Annotated in this window: 17 protein-coding genes; 8 read left to right on the forward strand and 9 right to left on the reverse strand. The window is 69.3% G+C overall.

Translation table 11 applies throughout. The features are described from left to right. Positions 1-1232 (reverse strand): cache domain-containing protein (locus C7443_RS12355; protein ID WP_146213299.1); only part of this gene is annotated, 1232 nt, incomplete at its 3' end. Positions 1233-1443: 211 nt separating this feature from the next. Between C7443_RS12355 and C7443_RS12360 the strand changes: the two genes are divergently transcribed. Further along, positions 1444-1926: a hypothetical protein gene (locus C7443_RS12360; protein ID WP_110018938.1), complete on the forward strand. Its 483-nt coding sequence runs from the start codon at positions 1444-1446 to the stop codon at positions 1924-1926. Between the two features lie 7 nt (positions 1927-1933). Here C7443_RS12360 and C7443_RS12365 read toward each other — a convergent pair whose 3' ends face one another. Genes C7443_RS12365 through C7443_RS20140 form a run of 3 tightly spaced genes read right to left on the reverse strand, consistent with a single transcriptional unit; the run spans position 1934 to position 4567 of the window. Then, positions 1934-3343 carry an FAD-binding oxidoreductase gene (locus tag C7443_RS12365; protein ID WP_110018939.1) on the reverse strand — a complete coding sequence of 470 codons (1410 nt, stop codon included), beginning with the start codon at positions 3341-3343 and terminating at the stop codon, positions 1934-1936. A gap of 59 nt (positions 3344-3402) precedes the next feature. Then, positions 3403-4422 (reverse strand): ChuX/HutX family heme-like substrate-binding protein, encoded by a 1020-nt coding sequence (locus C7443_RS12370; protein WP_170123603.1) that lies wholly within the window; start codon positions 4420-4422, stop codon positions 3403-3405. Position 4423: 1 nt separating this feature from the next. Then, positions 4424-4567 (reverse strand): hypothetical protein, encoded by a 144-nt coding sequence (locus C7443_RS20140; RefSeq protein WP_170123604.1) that lies wholly within the window; start codon positions 4565-4567, stop codon positions 4424-4426. A 169-nt stretch (positions 4568-4736) separates the two neighbouring features. On the opposite strand from C7443_RS20140, the gene hemP reads away from it, so the two are divergent. The 3 genes from hemP to C7443_RS12385 all read left to right on the forward strand — a co-directional run bounded on the left by hemP (position 4737) and on the right by C7443_RS12385 (position 6653). Then, positions 4737-4910, forward strand: a complete 174-nt coding sequence (gene hemP, locus C7443_RS12375; protein ID WP_110018941.1) for a hemin uptake protein HemP — start codon at positions 4737-4739, stop codon at positions 4908-4910. 76 nt (positions 4911-4986) lie between these two features. Next, positions 4987-5748: a hypothetical protein gene (locus C7443_RS12380; RefSeq protein WP_110018942.1), complete on the forward strand. Its 762-nt coding sequence runs from the start codon at positions 4987-4989 to the stop codon at positions 5746-5748. Continuing rightward, a complete protein-coding gene (locus C7443_RS12385; protein WP_110018943.1) occupies positions 5745-6653 on the forward strand; it encodes a DUF72 domain-containing protein in 909 nt (302 codons plus the stop codon). Before C7443_RS12380 ends, C7443_RS12385 begins: the two co-directional genes overlap by 4 nt. 4 nt (positions 6654-6657) lie before the next feature. Here the strand turns inward: C7443_RS12385 and C7443_RS12390 are convergent, their stop codons facing one another. Then, positions 6658-7251: a c-type cytochrome gene (locus tag C7443_RS12390; protein ID WP_110018944.1), complete on the reverse strand. Its 594-nt coding sequence runs from the start codon at positions 7249-7251 to the stop codon at positions 6658-6660. A gap of 187 nt (positions 7252-7438) precedes the next feature. Between C7443_RS12390 and ilvD the strand changes: the two genes are divergently transcribed. Beyond that, on the forward strand, positions 7439-9292 hold the full coding sequence (ilvD, locus tag C7443_RS12395) for a dihydroxy-acid dehydratase (RefSeq protein WP_110018945.1): 1854 nt from the start codon (positions 7439-7441) through the stop codon (positions 9290-9292). Between the two features lie 83 nt (positions 9293-9375). On the opposite strand, the gene C7443_RS12400 is transcribed toward ilvD, so the two are convergent. Together C7443_RS12400 and C7443_RS12405 are read right to left on the reverse strand one after the other, a co-directional pair. After that, a complete protein-coding gene (locus tag C7443_RS12400) occupies positions 9376-11307 on the reverse strand; it encodes a sensor histidine kinase (protein ID WP_110018946.1) in 1932 nt (643 codons plus the stop codon). Next, entirely contained in the window at positions 11288-13543 is a 2256-nt protein-coding gene (locus C7443_RS12405; protein WP_110018947.1) for an EAL domain-containing protein, read from the reverse strand. Before C7443_RS12405 ends, C7443_RS12400 begins: the two co-directional genes overlap by 20 nt. A 202-nt stretch (positions 13544-13745) precedes the next feature. Here C7443_RS12405 and radA point away from each other — a divergent pair, with 202 nt between their 5' ends. From radA to C7443_RS12420, 3 genes are all read left to right on the forward strand, one after another. Beyond that, a complete protein-coding gene (gene radA, locus C7443_RS12410) occupies positions 13746-15131 on the forward strand; it encodes a DNA repair protein RadA (protein ID WP_110018948.1) in 1386 nt (461 codons plus the stop codon). Between the two features lie 62 nt (positions 15132-15193). Beyond that, the gene (locus tag C7443_RS12415) at positions 15194-17092 is read left to right on the forward strand and encodes a potassium transporter Kup (protein WP_110018949.1); all 1899 of its coding nucleotides are present in this window, start codon (positions 15194-15196) and stop codon (positions 17090-17092) included. Between the two features lie 82 nt (positions 17093-17174). Continuing rightward, on the forward strand, positions 17175-19547 hold the full coding sequence (locus tag C7443_RS12420; RefSeq protein WP_170123605.1) for a Lon protease family protein: 2373 nt from the start codon (positions 17175-17177) through the stop codon (positions 19545-19547). Between the two features lie 24 nt (positions 19548-19571). Here the strand turns inward: C7443_RS12420 and C7443_RS12425 are convergent, their stop codons facing one another. Both C7443_RS12425 and C7443_RS12430 read right to left on the reverse strand, forming a co-directional pair. Further along, positions 19572-21797 (reverse strand): putative bifunctional diguanylate cyclase/phosphodiesterase, encoded by a 2226-nt coding sequence (locus tag C7443_RS12425; RefSeq protein ID WP_110018951.1) that lies wholly within the window; start codon positions 21795-21797, stop codon positions 19572-19574. Continuing rightward, positions 21794-22927 (reverse strand): FIST signal transduction protein, encoded by a 1134-nt coding sequence (locus C7443_RS12430; RefSeq protein WP_110018952.1) that lies wholly within the window; start codon positions 22925-22927, stop codon positions 21794-21796. Before C7443_RS12430 ends, C7443_RS12425 begins: the two co-directional genes overlap by 4 nt.

A 22927-nucleotide genomic window follows, 5' to 3' on the forward strand; every position in this document is an offset into this window, starting at 1 on the left:
GCGTCGACGTTGCCGGTGGCCTTGGCGAGCTGCTCGGCGCGGGCGGCGGTGTCCTCGGCGATGCCGTCCATGCGTGAGCTCAGGCCGGAGGCTTCGCTGGCGGCGGCGCTCAGCGATTCGGCGTTGCGGGCGATGCCGCTGATGCTGGCGCGCAGGTCGCGCAGCAGATGGGTGACGGCACGGCCGACCTGACCGACGTTGTCGTCGCCGCTGACGCCGGACTCGCGTGTCAGGTCCCCCTGCGCCGCGTTCTCGGTGGCGGCGAGCAGGCGTTCGACCTTGGCCTGTACATCCCGCGCATGCTGCTGTTGCTGCTCGGCATCAGCGCGGATCTGCTCGGCCTGTTCGGCGATCTCGCGCGCCTGCGCCTGCTGCTGGGCTTCGGCGGCCTGCAGCCGGGCCATCTTCTCGCGGTCGCTGGCGGCGGCGGCCTCGACATGGGTGAAGGCTTCGCGCATGCCGGCCTGAGCCTGATTGAGCGCCAGCGCCATGTCGCCGAATTCATCACGGGCGGTGATGGCGAGCTCGGTGGACAGATCATTGGCGGCGAGCCGGCGGGCGAAGGCGAGCACCGCGCGCACCTGGCCGACGATGCGCCGGGCCTGCCACCACAGCGCCGCACCGACCAGCAGCGTGACCAGACCGAAGGCCATCAGCACCGCACTGCGCTGCTTGGCGTAGGTGGTGTCGATATCGGCGACGTAGAGACCGACGGCGACCACCCAGCCCCAGGGCTCGAACACGCGACCGTAGGAGAGCTTGGGTTCGGCCACGTCGGAACCCGGCCGCGGGAAGGGGTAGCTGACGTAACCGCTGCCGCCGCCTTTGCGCGCCTCCTCGACGTAGGCGTCGGACAGATTGCGGCCCGCGTAATCCTTGGAGGTCGGCCGTTTGCCGACCAGTTCCGGCTTGGTCGGGTGCATCACGTAGATACCGGCCAGCGTGCGGATGGTCGGATAGGTGTCCTCGAACACCATGCCGCTCAGCGCCTCGGCGGCGCGCTGCTGGGCTTCCTCCTGACTCAGGCGCCCGCTCAGCTGCTCCTTGTGAAAACGCACCAGCACGCTGTTGGCGACTTCGGTCAGTTCCCGGACGCGCAGTTTGCGTTCGGATTCGAGCTGCTGATGCATATCGCTCAGCATCAGGGACGCGACTGTCGCCATGGCAGCGACGATGACCAGCAGCAGCAGGGCGAACTGCGGCTGCAGTTTGAGCTTGAACGCGGTGTTCACGATTCCGTGTCTCCCATTACCCGCAATCTTGTTTTAACGACTGTAAAGAATGACGTGTTCAAAGACTGAAGATCGTGGAAAGTTGTAGGCGAGGCCGTGCCAGCCGGCTCGCTGCATATCGCTGCCGGCCGCGCGTCGCGCCAGGCTGCCGCGGCTGCTTAACTTGTGGGGCCGGCGATCGCGCCGGCGCCAGTGCAAGGGAGGACTCACCATGCTGGAGAGCGTCAGAAACGGTTGGTATCCCCTGTCTGCGACATGCGAACTGCTCTACGAGCACGGTGTGCCGCGCCAGCTGGCCTGCGAGGGTGACGAGGTGGAAGCCGACGACACCCTCGCGGCCCGCGTGCAGACCGACAGCGGTCTTGAGGTCACGGTCGGTGCCTGGCAGACAGGTGAGGACGGGCAGCGTCTGGCGGCGCTGGCGGTGCAGCGGAGCGGCTTCGATGAGGTGCTGGCGCGGCTGGCGCGTACGTCGGCCGCAACCTTCTTCGATCGCTACGTCGCCGCCCCGAGCGGGAAAGACGAGGACTTCAAGGTCGAGGCCTACGCCAGTGACTTCGTCAGCGCGATGAACTGCTGTGGGCTGGTCTGGGACGACGTCGATAAAGATGCCCACGAGGCGGCCTGGCGCGCCGTACTGGAGCAGGAAAGCCGCAAGCTGGTCGCCTGCGACGGCCAGGTCGCAGCCGACTGACGGTCGCTCAGCGCGGCGGCAGCACCTTGCCCGGATTGAGGATGCCCTGCGGATCGAGCGCATCCTTGATCCGGCGCATCAGTTCGAGTTCGAGCGGCGGGCGCAGGCGCGCCAGCTCGGCGGTCTTCAGCAGGCCGATGCCGTGCTCGGCGCTGATGCTGCCCTCGAAGGCCGCCGCCAGATCGTGCAGCGTGCGCGTCAGTGGCGCCGCAGCGGCGAGGAAGCTCGCGTCGTCCATGCCCGGCGGCGGGCTGAGGTTGAAATGCAGATTGCCGTCGCCGACGTGGCCGAACACATAGGGCCGCACGCCCGGCAGCTGTTGCGCGAGCGCGCTGCAGGCCTGCTCGATGAAAGCCGGCACGCGTGACACCGGCACTGCCAGATCGTGCTTGAGGCTGGCACCGAGCGCTTTCTGTGCCTCGACGATGCCCTCGCGCAGCCGCCACAGCGCGGCCTTCTGCGCCTCACTCTGGGCGATGACGGCATCGTCGAGCTCGCCGGCCTCGAAGGCCTCGGCGAGCAGTGCTTCGAGTTCCGCCTCGATCCAGACGCCACGCGCGCCGAATTCGATCAGCACGCTCCACGGCGGCAGCTCGGCGAACGGCGCCCGGCAGCCGTGGACGTGCTCGGCCGCGGCCTGCAGCGCGATGCGCGGCAGCAGCTCGAAGCTGTGCGGGCCGCCGGCTCCGGCGGCGCGGGCGCGGGCGAGCAGCGCCAGCACCGCGGTGAGCGAGCTCGGCGCCAGCAGCGCCGTCGCCGTATGCCGCGGCCGCGGCAGCAGGCGCAGTACCGCGGCGGTGATGATGCCGAGCGTGCCCTCGCTGCCGATGAACAGATCGCGCAGGTCGTAGCCGCTGTTGTCCTTGCGCAGCCGGCGCAGACCGTGCCAGACGCGGCCGTCGGCCAGCACCACTTCCAGCCCGAGGCACAGCTCGCGCGCCATGCCGTAGCGCAGCACGTTGAGGCCGCCGGCGTTGCTGGCAAGGTTGCCGCCGATGCGGCAGGAACCTTCGGCACCGAGCGACAGCGGAAACAGCCGGTCGACCGCGGCCGCCGCGGCCTGCACCTCGGCGAGGATGCAGCCGGCCTCGACGGTGATGGTGTCGTCGAGCGCATCGACGGCACGGATCGCGTGCATGCGCTCCAGCGCCAGCACGATCTGCCCGGCAGCCGGCACACCGCCGCCGCAGCGCCCGGTGTTGCCGCCCTGGGCGACCACGCCGATGCCGTGGGTGTGGCAGATGCGCAGGATCGCGGCGACTTCATCGGTGCAGCGCGGGCGCAGCACGGCGAGCGCCTGGCCGTGCAGGCGGCCGCGGGATTCGTTCAGGTAGGGCTCGATCGTGTCCGGCGCGACCAGAAAACCGGCGGCGTCGACCGCGGCGCGTAACTGGGTGAGGGCGGTGGCGGTATCCATGCGCCGAGCATATCGCCGCCGCCGCGCCTGCGCCGCCGGCCGTCAGTCCGCCGTCAAGCTCAGTGGCCGCCGGGTGCCGGCAGGCCGAGCAGCAGCGCGTTCCACACCGGGCATTCGTTCTGTGGGCCGCCGAGCGCGGCGATCAGCCGCTCGCCGGCATCGTAGAGTTCGAGCAGCGGACGGTGGTGCTCGTCGAGCTGGCGCTGTACCACCCAGGCGCTGGCGATCTGCTGCGCTTGCAATTGGCCGATGAAGCCGAAACCGGCGAGGCAGACGCTGTCGTCTTCGACCAGGCAGCGGCAGGCGCGACCGCGAAAAGCCAGCGCGGCGCCGTGATTGCCGCCGAGCCAGCACAGCGGATCGCGGCGCTCGGCGATCACCCGCAGCAGGTTGACGGTTGCCTGCGGATCGACGGCGCGTGCCAGCGGTCCGGCGCTGCGCAACGCCTCCAGCCGCCGCGGCTGCTCGCCGCGCAGCAGCGGGTGCAGCACGGCGTCGCTGGCCGCCATCGCGCGCTGGTCGCAGCCGGCGCTGAGCGGGCTCGCCTGCGTCGCCAGCAGGCAGCTGCGCTGGTCGGCGTGACGATGGCGGTAGATCAGCCGGCTGAAGGCGTCGGTATTGGCGTGCGGGCCGAGGCGGATGCCGAGCACCGCCTGGCCGCTGCGGTCGAAGAAAGCCAGCGTCGCCTGCACGCCCTCGTCGGTGTCGTGCAGGCCGGCGAAACCGTGTGCCCAGCGATCGAAGAACACGCGCAGGTCCAGCCCCGGGCCGTACAGCCAGCCGCCGCCGGCCGTCAGCTGCGCGGTGCTGAGCAGGCCGTAGGCGGTCTGTCGCGCTTCGCCGTGATGCACGCTGACCTGGATGTTGCCGATGCCGATCAGGCCTTGCAGCAGTTCGTTCCAGCGACCGTCGAGGCGCAGTACCGGCCCGCCGCAGCCGCTGGCGAGCAGGGCGGCCGGCGCGCTGGCCGGCACCAGCTCATCGAGCGAGGAGGCTCCGCTGCCGCCGCCGCCGATGTCGAGCGCGGTACGCCAGCGCGCGCGCAGCAGCGCCGGGTGATGAAAAACGCGTGAGGCCATCTCAGCGCTCCTCGCGCCGCGCCGCGGCCGGTGGCAGGGGATAGGCGTGCAGCAGTGGCGACGGCGCGCGACTGCCGCTCGGTGCCGGCGCCACGCGCACCGGACGACCATCGACGAGATAGAGAACGGGACCGCGAAGCAGCATGGGACACCTCCAGACAGGGGCCGGGCCGGTAGGGGCGGGAAACGGGGCCGTGGCTGGCGGCGAAGCGCGGCGGAGAGAGCGACGCGACACTCGGCGGCTGGCTGGGTCTTGGCAAATGATAATTATTCCTATTAACTGCGCAAGCCATTTTTTCACCGAGGTCCCCGCCATGCAGGAAAAATCCGTTACCTCCTTCAACGTCGTCAGCCATGCGCGCCCGGCACAGCCGCGACTGAGCACGCGCACCCTGTTCACCGCCGGTAGCGTCGTGCTGATCGAGCATGAGGGTGAGGTCTACCAGCTGCGGCGCACGCGCCACGGCCGGCTGATCCTGACCAAGTAGCGTGCAGTGCGCCGGCGACGGCGGCGGGACGCATGGCCTATGCTCGCGTCCCCGTTTCTGCGTCGGTAGCCGTCGAATGCGTCCGCTCCTGCATGTCGGCATAGCCTGTCTGCTGTTTGCCCTGACCGCCTGCACCACGCCGGTTTATGACCTGCGCAGCGATCCGGGGTTTACCTATGCGCCGCTGCTCGCCGGCGGACTGGCGATCGGCGGGGTCGCCGCACAACTCGAACCCCTGTCGCCGGCGGTGGCGACGCAGGAAGCACAGGTGCTGGCGCAGGCGGTCGCCGCCGAGCGCCCGGCGCTGCGCATCGTCGGCAGCGAGGCGGTCGGCCGCGCGCTCGGCGTGCCGCGACAGACCCGGCTGCAGGACGCCTTCGGCGGCGGCCCGCTGCCGGGCGACGTTTTCAGCCAGCTCGCGCCGCTTGGCGCGCTGGCCCGCTACGTGGTCTATGCGCGGCTGGAGCGCGACGAGGTGTTCCAGCGCCAGGGCACGCGGGTGCTCGATCTGCCGGACCCGGTCTATGAAGCGCGCGATCGTGACGGCCATCGCATCTGGGTGCCGCTGTACGACCGCGTCGAAGTGATCGACGTGTTCGAGACCGTGCGCCGGCTGGTCGTCTATTTCGAAGTGCTCGACCTGCACGATGCCCGCGTGGTGTGGAGCGGGCGCATCGAAAAGAGCGGTTCACACAGCAATGACTTCTCGCGCGGCGTCGGGCCGGCCTGGTCGCCGGGCTTTCCCGGTGTCGGCGTCTTTCCGCCACCGCCGCAGGCCGCCGGTCTGCTCGAAGCGGCTTATCGCGGCTTCGCCGAAAATCTGCCGAAAGTGCCATGAGCGGTGCATTGCCCGGCGGCGGGGGCGAGGCCGCCGCCTGGCCGTACCGGCTGGGCTGCCCGGTGTGGAGCGAGCGGCGCTGGGTCGGCGAGTTCTACCGTAGCGATGCCCGCGTCGAGGACTTCCTCGCGCAGTACGCCAGCGTGTTCGGCTGCGTCGAAGGCAACAGCACCTTCTACGGCCTGCCGACGGCGGCCACCGTCGAACGCTGGACGCACGAAGCGCCGGCAACGCTGCGCTTCTGCTTCAAGGTGCCGCGCACGCTGACGCATGAGCGCGCCTTGCAGGGCGGTGAGGCGGAACTGGCGGAATTTCTCGACCGCCTGGCGCCGCTGGCGCAGGCCGGGCGGCTCGGGCCGCTGCTGCTGCAGCTGCCGGCAAGCTTCGGGCCGCCGGCGCTCGCCGATCTGTTCGAGTTCCTCGACCGGCGCCTCGCCGGGCGTGCGGTGGTGGTCGAGGTGCGCCACGCCGAGTTCTTCGCCAAGGGGGCGGCGGAGCGGGCGCTCAACCGCGGTCTGCACGAGCGCGGCGTCGACCGGGTGATGATGGACACCCGCGCGCTGTTCTCGACGCCGCCGCCGGATGCGGCGGCCGCCGAGGCGCAGCGCAAGAAGCCGCGGCTGCCGGTGCATGCCGTCGCGCTCGGTCCGCGACCCTGCGTGCGCTTCGTCGGCCATCCGCAGCTCGAACGCAACCGCGGCTATCTGGCGCCGTGGGTGGACAAGCTCGCGCAGTGGATCGGCGAGGGCTGCGAGCCGTGGTTTTTCGCGCATATGGCCGACAACCGCGAGGCGCCGGCGCTGGCGCGGCTGTTCCACCGGCTGCTGCGCGAGCGCCTGCCACAGCTGCCGGCGCTGGCGCCGTGGCCGGCTCAGCGCGAGCCGCAACAGGCCGGCCTGTTCTGAGCCGTCAGCGCGGCACTGCCAGACCCTGTGGCTGCGAGGTGAACCAGGCGGCCAGGTCGAGCTGATCCTGCGCCGAGAGATTCGCCGCCATGCCCTGCATGATCGGGTTCTGCCGCGTGCCGTCTTTGTAGGCCTGCAGCGCGTGCACCAGGTAGTCGGCGTGCTGGCCGGCGAGGCGCGGGAAGGCCGGGCTCGGCGCCTGGCCGTCGGCGCCGTGGCAGGCAGCGCAGACCGCGGCCTTCTGCTTGCCGGCGGCCGGGTCGCCGCGCGCCGGTGTCTGCCCGGCGGCCGGGGCGATGCCGCTGAGATAGGCGGCGATGTCGGCGATGTCGGCCTCGCCCAGCACGCTGGCGTTGGCGGTCATCGTCGGGTGCTGGCGCTTGCCGGCCCGGTATTCGCCGAGGGCGGCGGTGATGTAGTCGGCGTGCTGGCCGCCGAGCTTGGGCACGTGATAGCTCGGATACACGTTGGTGTAGCCGGGGACGCCATGGCAGCCGGAGCAGGTCGAGAACTTGAATTTACCGGCAGCGGGGTCGCCGGCGTGGACGGCGCCGGCGGCGCACAGGCCGGCGACGAGCAACAGGAGGCGGGCATTCATCGGGCGGTCTCCGGTGGTGGGAATGGCCGGGGCTTCTGTCGACCCCGTGCCCGTCCAAGCCTATTGGGCGGCGGCCGTCTTTCAAGGCGGCCACGGTTTTTGCCGTGGCTGGTGAGCTGTGCTGAAATGCCCGGCCTCCCCGCCGGTCCAAGCCGGTGTTCCTCGCCCGATTTCCGGAGTCGCCCCGATGCCTGAATACCGCTCCCGCACCACTACCCACGGCCGCAACATGGCGGGCGCGCGCGCCCTGTGGCGCGCGACCGGCATGAAGGATGGCGATTTCGGCAAGCCGATCATCGCCATCGCCAACTCGTTCACGCAGTTCGTGCCCGGCCACGTGCACCTGCATGACCTCGGCCAGCTGGTCGCCCGCGAAGTCGAAGCGGCCGGCGGCATCGCCAAGGAGTTCAACACCATTGCCGTCGACGACGGCATCGCGATGGGGCATGGCGGCATGCTCTATTCGCTGCCCTCGCGCGAGCTGATCGCCGATTCCGTCGAGTACATGGTCAACGCCCACTGCGCCGATGCGCTGGTGTGCATCTCCAACTGCGACAAGATCACCCCCGGCATGCTGATGGCGGCGATGCGCCTGAACATCCCGGTGGTGTTCGTCTCCGGCGGGCCGATGGAAGCCGGCAAGACCCGCCTCGCCGGCAACGAGCTCAAGCTCGACCTGATCGATGCGATGGTGATGGCCGCCGACAGCCACCAGACCGACGCCGACGTCACCCAGGTCGAGCGCTCGGCCTGCCCGACCTGCGGTTCCTGCTCGGGCATGTTCACGGCCAATTCGATGAACTGCCTGACCGAGGCGCTCGGCCTCAGCCTGCCCGGCAACGGTTCGCTGCTCGCCACCCACGCCGATCGCCGCGAGCTGTTCCTCGAAGCCGGCCGGCGCATCGTCGCGCTGGCCAAGCGCTACTACGAGGCGGGTGATGCCTCGGTGCTGCCGCGTGCGATCGCCAGCTTCGAAGCCTTCGAGAATGCGATGAGCCTCGACATCGCCATGGGCGGCTCGACCAACACCGTGCTGCACCTGCTGGCCGCCGCGCAGGAGGGCAGTGTCGGCTTCACGATGAGCGATATCGACCGCCTCAGCCGCCGCGTGCCGAACCTGTGCAAGGTGGCGCCGGCGACGCAGAAATACCACATGGAAGACGTGCACCGCGCCGGCGGCATCATGGCGATCCTCGGCGAGCTGGACCGGGCCGGTCTGGTGCACACCGGGGTGCGCACCGTGCACAGCGAAACCCTCGCCGCGGCGCTCGATGAATGGGACATCATGCGTCCGAGCAGCTCCGATGCCGCGCGCAAGCGCTACACCGCCGGCCCGGCCGGCATCCCGACGCAGACCGCCTTCAGCCAGGACACGCGCTGGCCGACGCTCGATACTGACCGCGTCAACGGCTGCGTGCGCGACAAGGCGCATGCCTATTCGCTGGATGGCGGCCTCGCCGTGCTGTTCGGCAACCTCGCCGAGGATGGCTGCATCGTCAAAACCGCCGGCGTCGACGCCTCGAATCTCACCTTCTCCGGTCCGGCGCGTGTCCTCGAAAGCCAGGAAGCCGCGGTGGCGGCGATCCTCGGTGACGAGATCAAGGCCGGCGACGTCGTGCTGATCCGCTACGAAGGGCCGAAGGGCGGGCCGGGCATGCAGGAGATGCTGTACCCGACCAGCTACCTGAAGTCCAAGGGCCTCGGCAAAGCCTGCGCGCTGATCACCGACGGCCGTTTCTCCGGCGGCACCTCGGGGCTGTCGATCGGTCATGCCAGCCCGGAAGCGGCCGAGGGCGGCAACATCGGTCTGGTCGAGGAAGGCGACATCATCGATATCGATATCCCCAACCGCCGCATCGAAGTGCGCATCAGCGATGAAGAACTCGCCGAGCGTCGTGCGCGCATGGCCGAGCGCGGGGCGCAGGCCTGGCAGCCGGCCAAGCGGGATCGCGTCGTCTCCAACGCGCTCAAGGCCTACGCAGCGATGACCACCTCGGCCGCCCGCGGCGCCGTGCGCGACGTCAGCCAGCTCAAGCGCTGAAACCTCGCAGCGCCGGTCTGCGCCGCGACCGCCGCCCGCCGTCAGGCCGGCGGCGGTTTTCTTTTGTGCCCGTGCAGTAGCAGTCAGTCGTCGAGCTGCGGCGCCGGTCTGGCCACGAAGGGGGGCGCGCTCAGCGGGATTTCCAGCGTGAAACAGCTCCCGGCGCCGGTTTCGCTGTGCACGCTGAGGTGGCCGCCGAGCACTTCGCTGGCGAGCTGGTGGGCGAGGTGCAGGCCGAGGCCGCAGCCCCCCTGACCGCGGCGGGTGGTGAAGAACGGATCGAACACCTGTTCGATGTTCTGTGGCGGGATGCCGATACCGTCGTCGATGACTTCGATGCGCAGCCAGCCCACTTCGTCGGCCGGCCCGGCGCGCAGTTCGAGCGTGCCGGCATGTTCACTGAAGGCGTGGGTGAAGGCGTTGTCGATCAGGTTCTGCAGGACCTGACCGAGCGGGCCGGGGAAGCTGTCGAGTTCGATGCCGGCGGGGATCTGGTTGAGCAGGCGCGAGCGCTCGTGTTTCAGGCGTGGCTGCAGCGCGCGCAGGATGTCGGTGAGCAGCTCATCGAGGCGGAAGCGGCGACGCTCGGCGCTGCTGCGGTCGACGGCGAGCTGCTTGAAGCTGCGCACCAGGGCGGCCGCGCGTTCGAGGTTGGCGGTGACCAGCGTCATGCCGTCGGCGTGGCGCTTGAGATAGTTGTCGAGATCGGAGCGGCGCAGACCGCTGAGCAGCTGCTCGCGCAGGCGCTCGGCGTGCTGCTGCAGCGTGGAGAGCACCACCATCGAGCTGCCGATCGGCGTGTTCAGCTCGTGCGCCACGCCGGCGACCATCAGCCCGAGTGACGACAGCTTCTCGGCGCGCACCAGCTCCGCCTGTGTGCGCTGCAGGCGCTCGTAGGCCTGCTGCTGCGCCAGATTGGCCGCGCTCAGCGCCTGCGTACGTTGCTCAAGCGCGTGCAGCATGGCCTCGCGCTCGCGGCTGAGGCGGGCGAGATGGCTCGATACCCAGGCCGCGGCCAGCGTCATCATCAGCGCGATGCTGCCCAGCGCCCAGGCCTGGCGCGCCCGGATGGCGTTGATCGCCGCCGCGTCGAGGTGAGCGATCAGCTTCCACGGCTTGAGGCCGTTGCTGCCGAGGTCGAGGCCGTTGTCGTCGATCAGACGTATCGTCGTGAAGTGCCACAGACCGTTGATGTCGGCGAAGTGACCGTTGTCGCCGGACTGGATGCGCGCCCAGCTCAGCGGCGCCGTCTGCGCCAGCGTCGCCTGTGGCTGGCCGAGCATGAAGCCCCACTGCCGCTGCGGGTCACCGCCGGCGAGCAGATAGCCGTCGTGGTCGAGCAGCTGCAGTACGTTGAGGCTGGCGTCGAGGATCTCCAGGCCGCTGAGCATGCGTCCGGCGCGGTAGTTGAGCACCACCAGACCGCGCGGCGTGCCGTCACTGGCCGTGACCGGCGAGGCGAAGCGCAGCATCGGTTTCAGCGGGCGCTCGATTTCCCCGTGTTCGATGTTGAGGTCGAGGCGCGACGCATAGAGCGCGCCTGGCGGCAGCTTGAGCGCATCGCGCACGTAGTAGCGGTCGGCCTTGTCCTGCAGCTGGTCGGCCGGAATGCGCACGGCATGGTTGTCGCGCCAGTCGACGCGCACGCGCTCGCGGCCGTGTTCGTCGATCCAGCGCAGCTGGTCGTAGTCGCGGCTGGCTTCGGCGAAGGTGACGAACAGGTCTTCGAGCCGCCGCAGTGGAATCGGTGCCTGACTGTCGACGGCATCGAGCAGCACCGGGTGGCGGGCGAGCAGTTCGAGATCGCGCGGGGTGCTGCCGGCGCGCCGGTTGATCACCGCCACGGCGCTGGCGAGCTGGCGTTCGAGGCGGTTCTCCAGCGGTTCGAGTTCGCTTTGCACCATGTGCTCCCAGCCGAGCACGAACAGCAGCAGGATGACCAGCAGCGTCGGGACGAAGCGCCTGGCGAAGCCGCGCTGGCGGACGGCGCCGGGTTCAGCGCCGCGGCGTCGCATCGCCCGCGGTCCTTGCGCGCAGCCAGTCGATCAGTTGTGCCAGCGGCATTGGCCGCGCCAGCCCGAAGCCCTGACCGAGATCGCAGCCGCGCGCGCTCAGCCAGTCGGCCTGCGCGCGTGATTCGACGCCTTCGGCGACGATGCGCAGGCCGAAGCGCTGGCCGAGACGCAGCACCACGTCGGCGATGGCGTGGGCATCGGCGACTTCGCCGATCTCGCTGACGAAGGCACGGTCGATCTTGAGCACGTCGACCGGCAGCCGGCGCAGATAGGCGAGCGAGGAAAAGCCGGTGCCGAAGTCGTCGATGGCAATGGTGAAGCCGGCTTCGCGCAGGCGTGCCAGCTTGCCGCCGGCATGTTCGAAGCTGTGCATCGCCAGCGATTCGGTGACTTCCAGCTCGAACTGCCAAGGCTCCAGATTGTAGGTGCTCAGGGTGTTGAGCAGCTGCACGACGAAGTCCTCGCGCGCCAGTTGCAGCGCCGAGACGTTGACGGCGATGCGCGCCTGCGGAAAGCCGCTGGCGGCCAGTTCGAGAATCGCTTCACAGGCCAGCTGGAACACCCGCTGGCCGAGCGCGACGATCGCGCCGGTGGCCTCGGCGATCGGGATGAAGCTCGCCGGTGACACCATGCTGCCGTCCTCGCGCCGCCAGCGCGCCAGCGCCTCGAAACCGGGTGCACCGCTGTCGCGCAGTTCGAGCTGCGGCTGCAGCTCGATGTAGATGAGCTCCTCGGCCAGTGCGCTGCGCAGTTCGTTGGCGAGCTGGAAGCGTTCGACGGCGGCGTCTTCATCGCGGGCATCGTAGCGGGCGAGGCCGCCGTAGCCCTGCGCCTTGGCCAGCTTCAGCGTCATGTGCGCGGCGGTCAGCGCTTCCAGCCCGCCCTGGCGCCAGTCGCGCAGGTCGAGCTCGGCGATGCCGGCGGTGATGCCGGGCAGACTGTCGTCGGCCGCGTCGAGCAGGCCGCGCACGCGGTCGGCATCGATTTGCTCGCGCGGGCCGAGCAGCGCGAAGACGTCGTTTTCCAGGCGGGCGATCTGCACCGTCGGCATCAGTGCCTGACGCAGGCGCTGGGCGACGGCGCGCAGCAGGCGGTTGCCGAATTCCGGGCCGAGCGCCAGGTTGGTGCCGGCGAAATTGTCCAGATCGACCAGCAGCAGGCTGCTCAGCAGCCGCGGCTGGCGCTCCAGCGCCAGGTCGATCGCGCGCACCATCGCGTGGCGATTGGGCAGGTCGACCAGCTCGTCGTGGTAGGCGACGCGGTCGAGGCGGCTGAACAGCGCGACGTTGTGCAGGCCGGCGCCGATGTTGCTGGCGAACACGTGCAGCAGTTCGATCTCGGTCGGTTCGAGCGGGCGGCCGGTGGCGACCCAGGCGGCGAAGGCGCCGGTGTCGTCGTCGCTGGCCGGGAAGTACGGCACCGTCGCCCGCTCCAGCACCAGCGTGCGCCGCTCGCTGATCGCCTGTTGCAGCGCTGCGCAGATCTCGGGGGCCGGCAGGTCGCTCAGCGGGTGATCGGCCAGCCGGGCGAAGCGGCCGGCGGCGCCGATGATGCGCACCTCGCTCTGCGGCGCATGGGCCTGCCGCACGCAGATCAGGCCGTCGGGGTCGACTTCGAGCAGCGTGGCGATCTCATCGAGCGTGCGCGTCGAGAATTCCTGCAGCGTACGCGAGGTCGACAGCAGATTGCTCGACTCGACGATCAGCTGCAGGCCGCGGCGGGCGCGGGCGATGGTCACCAGCTGCTGGTAGGCACGCACGTTGGCGGTGAGCAGCGAATGCAGCCGCGCCACGCTCAGTTCGGTCTTGGTCCAGTAGTCGTTGATGTCGTAGTCGCGCATCACCGACTGCATCGGCGCCAGCCCCGGCTGGCCGGTGACCAGCACGATGCGGACCTCGGCGTTGCCGAGCACTTCGCGCACCGCCCGCGCCAGGCGCAGGCCGGCATCGTCGGTTTCCATCATCACGTCGAGCAGGATCACCGCGATGTCGTGCTCGCGACCGAGGATGGCACAGGCCTCGGTGTAGCTGGTGGCCTGCAGCAGTTCGAGCGGGCGGCCCTGCACCTCCAGCCCGCTCAGAGCGAAGGCGGTCGACTGACGAAAGCCGGCATCGTCGTCGACGGCCAGGACACGCCATACGGTTTGCTCCGGCACTCCTATCCCTGCAGAGTTTTCCGGCGGGGCGGAATCCTCCGGCAGGAAGTCCATTTCACCGCTGTCGTTCGGCGCGGCCATTTTCTGCTCCTGAAAAAGTCGCACGCGGTCCCTTACCGTGGCGGACGCTGCCGCAAGAAAAGGCCGTTCGCAGGCCAGCGTCAAGATATCTGCTTGATGCAACTGTACCTGTCAGCTTGGCGCAACGCCGCGACAGTGCCAGTGCTTTCGGCCTGGCTGTGACGGCCAGCATACTGCCGGCATGCCAGCCGGCTTGCGGAGAATGTCGCGAATGAGCAGCAAGACGCGGATCGCCTACGTCTGCAGTGCCTGTGGCGCTGCGGCGTCGAAGTGGGCGGGGCAATGCGGTGAATGCGGAGCCTGGAACTCCCTGCAGGAAGTCGTCGTCGCTCCGCAGCCGCCGGCCGGCGGACGCGGCGGACGTGCCGGCTATGCCGGTGCGGCGACGGCCAGCGTCGTGCACACCCTGGCCGATGTCGGTACCGACGAGGCGGCGCGCCTGAACACCGGCATCGGCGAGCTCGACCGCACGCTCGGCGGCGGCTTGACCGTCGGCTCGGTAGTGCTGATCGGCGGTGATCCGGGCATTGGCAAGTCGACGCTGCTGATCCAGACCCTGGCGCACCTCGCCGAACAGCATCGCGCGCTCTACATCACCGGTGAGGAATCGCCGCAGCAGGTCAGCCTGCGCGCCCAGCGCCTCGGCCTGCCACGCGAGCGCCTGCGCCTGCTCGCCGAGACCTGCGTCGAGCGCATCCTTGCCGTCGCTGCGCAGGAGCAGCCGCAGGTGCTGGTGATCGACTCGATCCAGACCATCTTCACCGAGCAGCTGCAGTCGGCGCCCGGTTCGGTGGCGCAGGTGCGCGAGAGCGCCGCGCAGCTGGTGCGCCACGCCAAGCGCAGCGGCGCGGCGGTGTTTCTGGTCGGCCATGTCACCAAGGAGGGCACGCTGGCCGGGCCGCGCGTGCTCGAACACATGGTCGACACGGTGCTGTACTTCGAGGGTGATTCCGGCTCACGCTTTCGCGTGCTGCGGGCGGTGAAGAACCGCTTCGGCGCGGTCAACGAGCTTGGGGTGTTCGCGATGACCGAGCGCGGCCTCAAGGAAGTCTCCAACCCCTCGGCGATCTTTCTGTCCCGCCACGGCGCGCCGGTAGCCGGCAGCGTGGTAATGGTTACCCGCGAGGGCACGCGGCCGCTGCTGGTCGAGGTGCAGGCGCTGGTCGACGAATGCCACGGCGGCAATCCGCGCCGGGTCACGCTGGGACTGGAGCAGAACCGCCTGGCGATGCTGCTGGCGGTGCTGCATCGCCACGCCGGCGTCGCCATGTTCGACCAGGATGTCTACGTCAACGTGGTCGGCGGTGTGCGCGTGCAGGAGACGGCCTCGGATCTCGCCGTGCTGATGGCGGCGCTGTCGAGCTTCCGTGACCGGGCGCTGCCGCACGAGCTGGTGGTATTCGGGGAGGTCGGCCTGGCCGGAGAGATCCGTCCGGTGCCGAATGGCGAGGAGCGCCTGCGTGAGGCCGCCAAGCATGGTTTTCGCCAAGCCATTGTGCCAAAAGCGAATTTACCGCGCGGCGGGCTGCCGGAAGGCTTCAGTGTCACCGGCGTGGAACGCCTGGCCGAGGCACTGGCGTTCGTCTGATCCGCGTTGCGTGCGTTATTGTCGCACCGCACAACGTGTTTTCCTGCCGAGGTTTCTGCCGCATGAGCACGCTCGCTCCCGCCGTCGCCGCTGCCCCCGAGCGGTCGCCGTCGACCTACACGCTGATGCTGGCCGCCATCGGTGTGGTCTATGGCGACATCGGTACCAGCCCGCTCTACGCCCTGCGTGAGTGCTTCAGCGGCCCGCACGCCGTGGTGGCCACGCCGGAGAATCTGCTCGGCATCGTCAGCCTGTTCTTCTGGGCGCTGATGCTGGTGATTTCACTGAAGTACGTGACCTTCGTCATGCGCGCCGACAACCGCGGCGAGGGCGGCATCCTCGCGCTACTGGCGCTGACGCTGGAAGGGCTGCCGGCCAGTTCGCGCCGGCGTGGCGTGCTGATCGGCCTCGGTCTGTGCGGTGCGGCCTTGTTCTATGGTGACGGTGTGATCACGCCGGCGATTTCGGTGCTGTCGGCGGTCGAAGGGCTGGGCGTATTCGCTTACGGCTTCGATCCCTACATCGTACCGCTGACACTGGTGATCCTGGTCGTGCTGTTCCTGGTGCAGCGCCACGGTACGGCGCGCATCGGCGGCGCCTTCGGCCCGGTGATGCTGGTCTGGTTCCTGGTGCTGGCGGTGCTCGGCATCTGGCACGCGCTGAGCGAGCCGCGGGTGTTCGCCGCCTTCGATCCGCGCTATGCGATCGCGTTTTTCGCCGACAACGGCGCGCACGGCTTCGTCGTGCTCGGCGCGGTGTTCCTGTGCGTGACCGGCGGCGAGGCGCTGTACGCCGACATGGGGCATTTCGGCCGCCGGCCGATCCGTCTGGCCTGGTTCTGCCTGGTGCTGCCGGCGCTGCTGCTGAACTACCTCGGCCAGACCGCGCTGATGCTGCGCGAGCCGGCGGCGTCGGCCAACCCGTTCTACCGCATGGTGCCGGAGCCGCTGCTGCTGCCGATGGTCGGTCTGGCGACGGTGGCGACAGTGATTGCGGCGCAGGCGGTGATCTCCGGCGTGTTCTCGCTGACCCGGCAGGCGGTGCAGCTCGGTTATTCGCCGCGCGTCGAGGTGGTGCACACCTCCAGCGATCATTCCGGGCAGATCTACGTGCCGGTCGCCAACTGGCTGCTGCTGGCGGCGGTGCTGCTGGTGGTGCTCGGCTTCGGCTCCTCGTCGAACCTGGCGGCGGCCTACGGCATTTCGGTGACGATCACCATGCTGGTCACCGGCCTGCTGATGGTGTTCCTCGCCTTCAGTCACTGGCACTGGCGCTGGTGGCAGTGCGTGGCGCTCGGTGCGCTGTTTCTCGCCGTCGACCTGGCCTTCCTCGGTGCCAACGCGCTGAAGATCATGCAGGGCGGCTGGCTGCCGCTGGTGATGGGCGGCAGCCTGCTGGTGATGATGACCACCTGGAAGCGCGGCCGTGAACTGCTGGCGCTGCGTCTGGCCGAGGAAACGATTCCGCTCGATCTGTTCATCAACGACATCGCCGCCAACACACCGCGCGTGCCCGGCACCGCGGTGTTCCTCACCAGCCGCGCCTGCGACCTGCCGCATGCGCTGCTGCACAACCTCAAGCACAACAAGATCGTGCACCAGCGGGTGATCTTCCTCACCGTGGAATCGGTCGAGCAGCCGCGCGTCGGCGACGATCTGCGCGTCAGCGTCGAGCCGCTCGGTTACGGCTTTCACCGGGTCGTCGCCCGTTACGGCTTCATGGAAGACCCGGACGTGCCGGATGTGCTGGCGCTGTGCGAGCGCTTCGGTCTGGAGTTCGAGTTGCAGGACACGACCTTCTTCCTCGGTCGCGAAACCGTCATCGCCACCTCGCGCCCGGGCATGGCGCGCTGGCGCGAGCGGCTGTTCGTGGCGATGTCGCGCAATGCCGCGCGGGCGATGGACGTGTTTCGCCTGCCGACCAACCGCGTCGTCGAGCTCGGCACGCAGGTCGAGATGTAGCCGGGTGCCGCACCGCGTTATCCTGCGCGGCCGCCATGGCTCGTGAGCCTTGGCGGGTGTCGTATCCACTTCGAGAATGCCGATGACTGCTTCGCTTGCCTTGCCACCGGCGCGCCTGCGCCGCGCCACCGATCCCGCCACCCTGGGGTTCACCGTGACCACCGAACTGGCGCCGCTGCCGCTGTTGTTCGGTCAGGAGCGGGCGCTCGCCGCGATCGACTTCGGGGTGCGCATGGGGGGCGATGGCTACAACCTGTTCCTGCTCGGCGAGGCCGGCATCGGCAAGCGCCGGCTGGCCAAACGCGTGCTCGGTGCGCGCGCCGCCAGCGAATCCACGCCCGGTGACTGGGCGTATGTGCACAACTTCAGCGAGCCGCTGAAGCCGCGGGCGATCGGCCTGCCGGCTGGCCAGGGACCGGCTTTCGCCCGTGACCTGCGCCGGCTGATCGCCGATCTCGCCGAAGCCATGCCGGCGATCTACGAAGGCGAGGAGTGCCGCGCCCGGCGCCAGGCACTGAAGGCCGAATTCGTCGCCCGCGACGAGGAAAACCTCAAGCGCCTGCGCGAGCAGGCCAAGGCCAAGGATCTGGCGCTGATGCAGACCAGCGACGGCTTCACGCTGACGCCGGTGGTCGACGGTGAGCCGATCAGCGACGAGGCCTTCGAGCTGCTGCCGGTGGCCGATCGCGAGCGTCTGGAAGCGGCGATGAGCGAGCTGCGCAGCGCCCTCGAAGACCTGCTCGACGCCGCCCCGCGCGCGCAGCGCGACTACCGCGAGCGCGTGCGCGATCTGCGCGAGGGGCTGATGCGCCGCGAGTCCGAGCCGCGCATCCACGAACTGCATGAGCGCTATCGCGACAGTGACAGCGTCGCCGCCTACCTCGACGCGCTGGCGGCGGACGTCGTCAGCCATGCCGATGAATTCCTGCCCGACGATGCCGATGACGATGAGAAACCGCCGGCGCGCGAGCTCAAGCGCTACCGCGTCAACGTCGTCGTCAGCCGCTCGCCGGACAGCGGCGCGCCGGTGATCGACGAAGACCATCCGCTGCACCAGAACCTGCTCGGCCGCCTCGAATACGCCGCCGAGACCGGCAATCTGATCACCGATTTCACGCTGATCCGCAGTGGCTCGCTGCATGAGGCCAACGGCGGTTACCTGATCCTCGAAGCCCGCCAGCTGCTGTCGCAACCCTTTGCCTGGGAAGGACTCAAGCGCGTGCTGCTGTCGCGGGTGATCCGCATCGTCGCGCCCGGCGAGCAGTACGGCCAGGTGACCACGGTTTCGCTCGACCCGGAGCCGATCCCGCTGGCCACCAAGGTGCTGCTGCTCGGCGATGCCGAGGTCTACGAAATGCTCTCGGCGCTCGACCCGGATTTCCCGGCGCTGTTCAAGGTCGTTGCTGATCTCGAACCCGACGTGCCGCGCGATGCGGCGAGCGAGCGGCTGTATGCGCAGCTGGTGGCGACGCTGGTCAATGAGTCGCAGCTGCTGCCCTTCGATGCCACGGCGGTGGCCCGCGTCATCGAGGAGGCGGCGCGGCTGGCCGAGGACGCCGAGCGTTTGTCCCTGCATCTGGGCGCGCTGCACGATCTGCTGCGCGAGACCGATTTCGTCGCCCGCGAGCTGGAGTTCGAGTGCGTCAGCGCCGGGTGTGTCGCCGAGGCGCTGGCGCGCCGCCGCCGCCGTCGCGGCGGCATCGAGGAGCGCATGCTCGAAGCGATCCGCCGCGGTACGGTGCTGATCGACACCTGCGGCGCCAGCGTCGGCCAGGTCAACGGTCTGGCCGTGCTCGATCTCGGCGACGTGCGCTTCGCCAAGCCGGTGCGGCTGTCGGCAACGGTGCGGCTGGGCAGCGGCGAGGTGCTCGACATCGAGCGCGAGTCCGAGCTCGGCGGCGCGATCCACGCCAAAGGCGTGCTGATCCTGACCAGTCTGCTCGGCGCCCGTTACGTGCCCGACCAGCCGCTGAGCCTGCGCGCCAGCCTGGTGTTCGAGCAGTCCTACGGTCCGGTCGACGGCGACAGCGCGTCGGTCGCCGAATGCTGTGCGCTGCTCTCGGCGCTGTCCGCGCAGCCGCTCAAGCAGTCGCTGGCGATCACCGGCTCACTCAACCAGTACGGCCGGGTGCAGGCGATCGGCGGTGTCAACGAGAAGATCGAGGGGTTCTATGCGGTCTGTCGCGAAGCCGGGCTCAACGGCGAGCAGGGCGTGATCGTGCCGGCGGCGAACGTGCAGCATCTGATGCTCGATCCGGAGATCATCGCTGCCGTCGAGCGCGGCCAGTTCCACATCTACGCCGTCGCCGAGCTCGATGAGGCCCTGTCGCTGCTGTGCGGTGCCGAGGCCGGGGCGCGCGGCAGCGATGGCCGCTTTCCGCCGGCGTCGATCAACGGTCGCGTCGAAGCGCGGCTGGAAGCCTTCGCCGTCGCCGCGCGCAAATCGGGCGGCTGAGGCGGGAGCCGGTCTGGCGGCGCTTCAGCCGCGCAGCGCGTAGTGCTGCGCCGGAGCCAGCGCCCATGCCTGCGGCGGCTGCCAGGCGGCGGTCCAGACCGGCAGCTCGGCTGCCGGCATCGGCCGGGCGATGCCGTAACCCTGCGCCAGCTCGCAGCCGAGTTCGAGCAGGCGGCAGCCATGCTCGGCGGTTTCCACGCCCTCGGCGATCGCCGTGCGGCCGAAGGTCTGTGCCAGACCGATGACGCCGGCGACGATCGCCAGATCTTCCGGGTCGCGCAGGATGTCACGCACGAAGGACTGGTCGATCTTCAGCACGTCGGCCGGCAGGCGCTTGAGGTAAGTCAGCGAGGAATAGCCGGTGCCGAAGTCATCGAGCGCGAAACTGACGCCGAACTGCCGGCACTGCTCCATCGTGCGGCAGGCGCCGATCAGGTCGGCGAGAGCCGTGGTTTCGAGGACTTCGATCTGCAGCTGCGAGGGGGTGACCCCGGGATGCGCGCTGAGCTGGCCGGCCAGGCGCGTGGCGAAATCGTCCTGCTGGAAGTGGCTGGCCGAGATGTTGATGCTCAGCTCCAGTGCCAGATCCGCCTGACGCCAGACGTCGAGCTGGCTCAGTGCCGTGGCAATGACCCACTCGCCGAGTTCGACGGCGTGTTCGCTGCCCTCGAACAGCGGCAGGAAATGCGCCGGGGACAGCACGCCGAGCTCGGGGTGCAGCCAGCGGATCAGCGCTTCGGCACCGATCACCCGACCAGCGCGCATATCGACCTTCGGCTGGTAGTAGAGCGCGAATTCACCGTTGCGCAGCGCTTCCAGACCGCGGGCGAGCGCCTCGCGCTGTTCGCGGATGGTGCGCTCCTGGTCAGCGTCGAACAGCACGAAGCGGTGACCGCCTTCCTGCTTGGCGCGGTACATGGCCTGGTCGGCATGCCGCAGCAGCGTGTCGGCGTCGTTGTCGTCGGCTGGAAACAGGGTCACACCGATGCTGACGTGTGTCTGGGCCGGGCGTCCGTCGCTGAGCATTGCCGGCCCGGCGACGGTGGTGAGCAGCGCGTCGAGGCGTCGCCGGCAGGCATCGAGATCGTCGAGGTCCGTCAGCAGCAGTGCGAACTCGTCGCCGCCGAGGCGGGCGAGCGTATCCTCCGGGCCGATCCACGTCGCCAGCCGCCGGGCGATGGCGATCAGCAGTTCGTTGCCGGCGGTGTGGCCGTGGCGGGCGTTGAACGGTCCGAAGCCATCGAGATCGAGCGAGCAGACCGCAATCAGCGAGTTGTCGTGGCGGGCGGAGGCAACCGCGCGCTGCAGGCGGTCACTGAGCAGTGCCCGGTTCGGCAGACGGGTGAGTTCGTCGTAGTACGCCGCGCGAGCCAGACGTTGTTCCAGCCGGCGGCGTTCGGTCAGGTCGGTGAACACCGTGGCAAAGCCGTGCTTGCCCCAGGGCACGACCGAGATTTCGAGGATGCGCCGCAGGGCACTGAGGCGCAGTTCCAGGCGCTGCGGTGGTGCTCCGCGGGCAACGGCGGCGAAGGCTTCGAGGCCCGGCGCCGGTTGCGTGGCAAAGACCTCGCTGGCCAGGCGGCCGATGATGTCGACGAACGGCAGGCCGAGAATTTCACTGCAGCGCGGATTGCAGTCGACGATGCGGTAATCGAGCGGCCGGCCGCCGGCATCGCAGATCAGTTCGTGCAGTGCCACGCCTTCGAGCATGTTGGCGAACAGCGACTGGAAGCGGCGCTCGCGTTCGTGCAGCAGCAGTCGTGTGGCGTCATGCGCGTTGCGCAGGGCGGCGGTCATCGCCTCGTGGCTGCGGCACAGCAGCACGGCGCGCGCCAGATTGGCGACCAGTGGCGGAAAGATCGCCGTCAGCGGCAGTTCGGAGGGTGGCCGTTGCGCAGCGAGCAACAGCAGCACGCCGGCGCCGTCGAGCGGCAGGCACAGGCAGGCGCGGTAGCGGGGTGCGCCAGGCAGCACAGGAGGGGCGTCGAGCAGGCGTACCTCGCCATGCAGCAGTTCGGCGGGCAGCGCGATGTTTTCTTCGAGCCGCTCGGCGAGTACGTGGTCACCGACGGCGGCACGCAGTCGCGGCGGACTGCCGTCGCTGTCGCTCAGTGCGGCGATACCGGCCGGAAAGCCGGTGTGGTAGAGCAGGCGCTGCAGGGTCCGCGTCAGCAGCGGGACGACTCGGACCTCGCTGCCGATGGCCAGCGCAAGGTCATAAAGAACCGTCAGGACTTGGTCGCGATTCATGGCGAGGGCAGGCGGGCGCACACCAGCGCGGCGTTGTGAAACAGCGGATACGTATCGCTGCCGGCACCGCCGATTTCACCGAGCGACAGCGCACCGGCCAGGCGCCGCGAGCCGCTGGCGGCACGTAGACCGGCGAGTTCGTTCTGGGCATAGGCGTCAAAGTGCAGTCGCCGGCCGGCGCAGTAGAACAGCAGGAGTTCGTCGTTCGGCGCCGGCGGCCCGAGATGTTCGAGCAGGCGGTTCAGTCCGCAGTCGGCGCCGGCTGGCGGTGCGGCAAGTACCGTCAGCACCGAGTTCGCCGGCACTTCGCCGATGCAGAACAGTGAGCCGTCGTCTTCCAGCACGACCGGAATGCGCACCAGTACCTCATTGCAGGCGCGCAGGATGCCGACCGGGAAATGCGTCGCGTAGCGGTAGAAGTTGTCGCGATTGAGCTCGATGCCGTAGCTGCTGCCGATCAGCCGGCGGTAGGCCTCGAACGCCGGTTCCCAGTCGATGGCAACGATGCGGTTGCCGACGGTCGAGGTCGCCGTCATTACCTGGCTCGGTGCCGGGTAGCCATGTTCCAGTGCGGTGGGGATGCCAGGCGGCAGCAGCAGCCAGCCGGCACCGTCGTCCACCCGCCGGGTGGCGTCGAACAGGCAGGCGAGGGGGCGGAAGCTCTCGCTGCCGGCGTTGACACCGAGGTAGTGCACACGGTCGGCGAGCTTCAGGTAGAGCGCATCGAGCAGACTGGCGGTGTGGCGCAACTGGGCATCGAGCAGCATGAACAGCGTGGGCCGGTCGTCACCGAGTGCCGGATTGACCGCCGCGCTCAGTCGTGCGGCATCGGTTTCGGCTGTGTGCAGGGCAGCGAGCAGGCCGTAGGCCGGCATCGGATCGAGTTCGATCAGCCAGACACCGCAGTCACGCAGCTCGTCATCGACGATCAGCGCCGGGAAGATAGCACCGAGCAGCGGCATGCCAAGCTGTCGGCATGCCGCCTGCAGCGGCGCAACGCAGTCCTGCTCGGATTCAGCGACCAGGGCCAGCAGTCCGGCCTGCGGCGCTGCGCGGCGGCGGGCTGCAATCAGCGTTTGCAGCGCGTTGGCCGAGGTGTCGGTCAGATGGTGCAGTACATGGGAGCGCAT

This window comes from Plasticicumulans acidivorans (assembly GCF_003182095.1).
Taxonomy (GTDB): domain Bacteria; phylum Pseudomonadota; class Gammaproteobacteria; order Competibacterales; family Competibacteraceae; genus Plasticicumulans; species Plasticicumulans acidivorans.

What these genes read in the sequence shown, in the direction of transcription:
- C7443_RS12365 (WP_110018939.1), bottom strand. Translation starts at nt 3,343, where the DNA reads ATGGATACCGCCACCGCCCTCACCCAGTTACGCGCCGCGGTCGACGCC.
- hemP (WP_110018941.1), top strand. Translation starts at nt 4,737, where the DNA reads ATGCAGGAAAAATCCGTTACCTCCTTCAACGTCGTCAGCCATGCGCGC.
- ilvD (WP_110018945.1), top strand. Translation starts at nt 7,439, where the DNA reads ATGCCTGAATACCGCTCCCGCACCACTACCCACGGCCGCAACATGGCG.
- radA (WP_110018948.1), top strand. Translation starts at nt 13,746, where the DNA reads ATGTCGCGAATGAGCAGCAAGACGCGGATCGCCTACGTCTGCAGTGCC.
- C7443_RS12430 (WP_110018952.1), bottom strand. Translation starts at nt 22,927, where the DNA reads ATGCGCTCCCATGTACTGCACCATCTGACCGACACCTCGGCCAACGCG.
- C7443_RS12360 (WP_110018938.1), top strand. Translation starts at nt 1,444, where the DNA reads ATGCTGGAGAGCGTCAGAAACGGTTGGTATCCCCTGTCTGCGACATGC.
- C7443_RS12380 (WP_110018942.1), top strand. Translation starts at nt 4,987, where the DNA reads ATGCGTCCGCTCCTGCATGTCGGCATAGCCTGTCTGCTGTTTGCCCTG.
- C7443_RS12425 (WP_110018951.1), bottom strand. Translation starts at nt 21,797, where the DNA reads ATGAATCGCGACCAAGTCCTGACGGTTCTTTATGACCTTGCGCTGGCC.
- C7443_RS20140 (WP_170123604.1), bottom strand. Translation starts at nt 4,567, where the DNA reads ATGCTGCTTCGCGGTCCCGTTCTCTATCTCGTCGATGGTCGTCCGGTG.
- C7443_RS12390 (WP_110018944.1), bottom strand. Translation starts at nt 7,251, where the DNA reads ATGAATGCCCGCCTCCTGTTGCTCGTCGCCGGCCTGTGCGCCGCCGGC.
- C7443_RS12405 (WP_110018947.1), bottom strand. Translation starts at nt 13,543, where the DNA reads ATGGCCGCGCCGAACGACAGCGGTGAAATGGACTTCCTGCCGGAGGAT.
- C7443_RS12420 (WP_170123605.1), top strand. Translation starts at nt 17,175, where the DNA reads ATGACTGCTTCGCTTGCCTTGCCACCGGCGCGCCTGCGCCGCGCCACC.
- C7443_RS12400 (WP_110018946.1), bottom strand. Translation starts at nt 11,307, where the DNA reads ATGCGACGCCGCGGCGCTGAACCCGGCGCCGTCCGCCAGCGCGGCTTC.
- C7443_RS12415 (WP_110018949.1), top strand. Translation starts at nt 15,194, where the DNA reads ATGAGCACGCTCGCTCCCGCCGTCGCCGCTGCCCCCGAGCGGTCGCCG.
- C7443_RS12370 (WP_170123603.1), bottom strand. Translation starts at nt 4,422, where the DNA reads ATGGCCTCACGCGTTTTTCATCACCCGGCGCTGCTGCGCGCGCGCTGG.
- C7443_RS12385 (WP_110018943.1), top strand. Translation starts at nt 5,745, where the DNA reads ATGAGCGGTGCATTGCCCGGCGGCGGGGGCGAGGCCGCCGCCTGGCCG.